We start from the raw sequence: 3,160 nt of genomic DNA on the forward strand, positions 1-3,160 counted from the left end.
CCTTCACACCGCGCGACCAAAAAGCAGTCAAAGCCGCTGCCGAAACCTTCCGCAGCAACCCAAATATCAAAGTTGCTGAAGCGATTGCCGAACTCGGCGTCGGCGAAGCCCTCGTTTCCTTCCTTGATGAAAAAGGTATGCCCGAGCCGGTAGAGCGCGCCCTTATTCTGCCGCCGCAATCTTCCTTAACCCCGCTTGCCGCAGAAGAGCGCAACCGCTTGTTCCAAAACGATGATTTGTATCCAACCTATAAAGACATGTTGGACAACTACTCCGCTTTTGAAGCATTGGCCGAAGCAGACAGCCAGGCTGCCGCTGAAAAAGAAGCCGCAAATGCCGCCAAAGAGCAGGAAAAAGCACAAAAAGCTGCAGAAAAAGAGGCTGCCAATGCCGATCCCGGCATCCTTGGCGGACTGATCGGCGGTTTGAGCGGCGGACGCAAAAAATCCGGCCAAGGTTTGGGCTACAACGTTGCCGACGCCATCGGCAGCCAAATCAACCGCCAAGTAACCAACGCCATTTCACGCAGCGTAATGGGCATTATTAAAAATATGTTCAAATAATCAGCCTGCAAACATAAAAGGCCGTCTGAAAATCAATTTCAGACGGCCTTTTATATTCATCAATCCAATCAGTTTTTCATCGATTGAACCGGAGCCGGGATTCTGCCGCCTCGGTTGACAAATACTTCGCACGAACCTTCTTTAACCGGCATTACAGGCGCGTAGCCCAACAAGCCGCCGAACTCGACGCTGTCGCCGACGGTTTTACCGGTTACCGGAATAATGCGCACGGCAGTGGTTTTGCTGTTGATCATGCCGATGGCGGCCTCGTCGGCGATGATGCCGGAAATGGTATGCGCAGGCGTATCGCCGGGGACGGCAATCATGTCCAAACCAACGGAGCAGACGGCTGTCATAGCTTCGAGTTTGTCCAGTGTCAGCACACCGGCTTCAGCAGCGGCAATCATGCCCTCATCTTCTGAAACAGGGATAAATGCGCCGCTCAAACCGCCGACCGCGCTGGAAGCCATCATGCCGCCTTTTTTCACGGCATCATTCAGCAAGGCCAAAGCTGCTGTCGTGCCGTGCGTACCGCAGACGCTCAAGCCCATTTCTTCAAGAATGCGCGCCACCGAGTCGCCGACAGCAGGGGTTGGTGCTAACGACAAGTCGAGGATACCAAACGGGATATTCAGCATTTTTGAGGCTTCGCGGCCGATGAGTTCGCCCACGCGGGTAATTTTGAAAGCGGTTTTCTTCACAACTTCCGCAACTTTGGTCAATGTCGTTGCATCTGAATTTTCCAACGCGGCTTTTACAACACCCGGGCCGGATACGCCGACATTGATAACGGCATCCGCTTCGCCCGAACCGTGAAACGCGCCCGCCATAAACGGATTATCTTCTACTGCATTACAGAACACGACAATTTTGGCGCAGCCGAAACCTTCGGGCGTGATTTCAGCCGTGCGTTTGATGGTTTCGCCTGCCAGCTTGACCGCATCCATATTGATACCGGCACGCGTGCTGCCGATATTAATGGAGCTGCACACGATATCGGTGGTTTTCATGGCTTCGGGAATGGAACGGATCAGCACTTCGTCCGAAGGCGACATACCTTTTTGCACCAGCGCAGAAAAGCCGCCGATAAACGACACGCCAATAGCTTTGGCTGCCTTATCCAAAGTTTGCGCCACGCTGACATAGGAGTCGGCATGGGTGGCCGCGGCGATTTGGGCAATCGGCGTAACGGAAATGCGCTGATTCACAATCGGTACGCCGTATTTGGCAGACAGATATTTTGCCGTTGCCACCAAGTCTTTGCCGATGGTGGTGATTTTGTTGTAAATATTTTGGTTCAACACATTGATATCGCTGCTGATGCAGTCGTGCAAATCAATGCCGATGGTAATGGTGCGCACGTCAAAATTCTGGTCGGCAACCATTTTGACGGTTTCAAGTATCTCATTACTGTGGAAGTTATTCATGGGGTTCGGCCTTTCTTGCAGGTCGTCTGAAAAATATTTTCAGACGACCTTCGATTAGACTTTAAGCTTGACATACATATGCTCTTGCGTGCCTTCAGCAGTTTTTCGCATTTCGTAATCAAACACATCAGAATATTTTTTTACTAAATCGGTAAATTTCTTACACCCGTAATTACGTGGGTCAAAATCTACCTGCAAGCGTTTCCAAGTGGCACCGAATGCAGTCATAGCCATCCATTCACTTTCCGCATGTTCGAAAATTTTATGTATAGTCTCTAATGGTAATTTGTTCTCAAGTTGTTCGGCAATTTTCGGTTGAGCTTGAGCATTTTCGGGAGAGGCTGTTTGAATCTGTTTCTCTGTTGGTTTCTGTGGTTTATCAGTTACTGTTTCTTTTTGTGTGGGTTCAGGCATCAAGTTTTCTACATAGATAAATTGGCTGCACGCATTACGGAAAGCTTCAGGCGTTTGCTTTTTGCCAAAACCGTAAACTGTTACACCTTGTTCTTTCAACCGAATAGCTAATGCAGTAAAGTCACTATCACTAGATACCAAACAAAAACCATCAAAACGGCCAGTATAAAGTAAATCCATCGCATCAATAATCATAAAACCGTCAGTGGCATTTTTACCTGTGGTGTAAGCGAATTGCTGCATAGGTTTGATAGCATGCTCATTAATGACGGCTTTCCATTTGCCGTTGTCACCAACAAAGTTGCCATAGATGCGTTTTGCCATTGCTTCACCGAATTTAGTTGTTTCTTCTAAAATCGCATCAATGGTTTGCGCTGACGCATTATCAGCATCAATTAAAACTGCCAACCGTGCAGATTTCTCTTCTACATTAAAACTAATTTTATTTTTTGACATAATTTTAGAGTTCCTAAAATCAAATACGGTGCATGGCTTGGAAAATTTCTTCGTTTTGCATACGGATATCAAGCGCGAGTTTTTTGCTTTCTTCCGCAAACAAATCCAAAACCTCTTGACGCGATTTGGTGCATTTTGAAGTGTCCACCAAAATAATCATGGTAAAAAAATCGTCCATCAGCTGTTGGCTGATGTTGAGAATATTGATTTGGTTTTCCGCTAAAATTTTGGAAACGTCGTACACAATGCCCACACGGTCTTTACCGATGACGGTGATGACTGAATTGTTCATAACGCTGT

At 47.6% G+C, this 3,160-nt stretch carries 4 protein-coding genes; 1 reads left to right on the plus strand and 3 read right to left on the minus strand.

Features of this window, described 5'->3' with window-relative positions:
- Positions 1-563, plus strand: a 563-nt coding sequence (locus ACTHUE_RS14050; protein ID WP_440423782.1) for a helicase HerA-like domain-containing protein, incomplete at its 5' end; no start/stop codon positions are given.
- 68 nt (positions 564-631) lie between these two features.
- Here the strand turns inward: ACTHUE_RS14050 and ACTHUE_RS14055 are convergent.
- Genes ACTHUE_RS14055 through ACTHUE_RS14065 form a run of 3 tightly spaced genes read right to left on the minus strand, consistent with a single transcriptional unit; the run spans position 632 to position 3,152 of the window.
- Positions 632-1,990 carry a PFL family protein gene (locus ACTHUE_RS14055; RefSeq protein WP_107769248.1) on the minus strand — a complete coding sequence of 453 codons (1,359 nt, stop codon included), beginning with the start codon at positions 1,988-1,990 and terminating at the stop codon, positions 632-634.
- A 54-nt stretch (positions 1,991-2,044) separates the two neighbouring features.
- A complete protein-coding gene (locus tag ACTHUE_RS14060) occupies positions 2,045-2,860 on the minus strand; it encodes an NYN domain-containing protein (RefSeq protein WP_107769247.1) in 816 nt (271 codons plus the stop codon).
- A gap of 19 nt (positions 2,861-2,879) precedes the next feature.
- The gene (locus tag ACTHUE_RS14065; RefSeq protein ID WP_003680574.1) at positions 2,880-3,152 is read right to left on the minus strand and encodes an ACT domain-containing protein; all 273 of its coding nucleotides are present in this window, start codon (positions 3,150-3,152) and stop codon (positions 2,880-2,882) included.
- Positions 3,153-3,160 lie beyond the last annotated feature (8 nt).

The sequence above is a fragment of the Neisseria sp. P0021.S005 genome (genome assembly GCF_051956955.1).

Excerpts from the sequence above, each read along its gene's own strand:
- ACTHUE_RS14055 (WP_107769248.1), bottom strand. The coding sequence starts at position 1,990 with ATGAATAACTTCCACAGTAATGAGATACTTGAAACCGTCAAAATGGTT.
- ACTHUE_RS14060 (WP_107769247.1), bottom strand. The coding sequence starts at position 2,860 with ATGTCAAAAAATAAAATTAGTTTTAATGTAGAAGAGAAATCTGCACGG.
- ACTHUE_RS14065 (WP_003680574.1), bottom strand. The coding sequence starts at position 3,152 with ATGAACAATTCAGTCATCACCGTCATCGGTAAAGACCGTGTGGGCATT.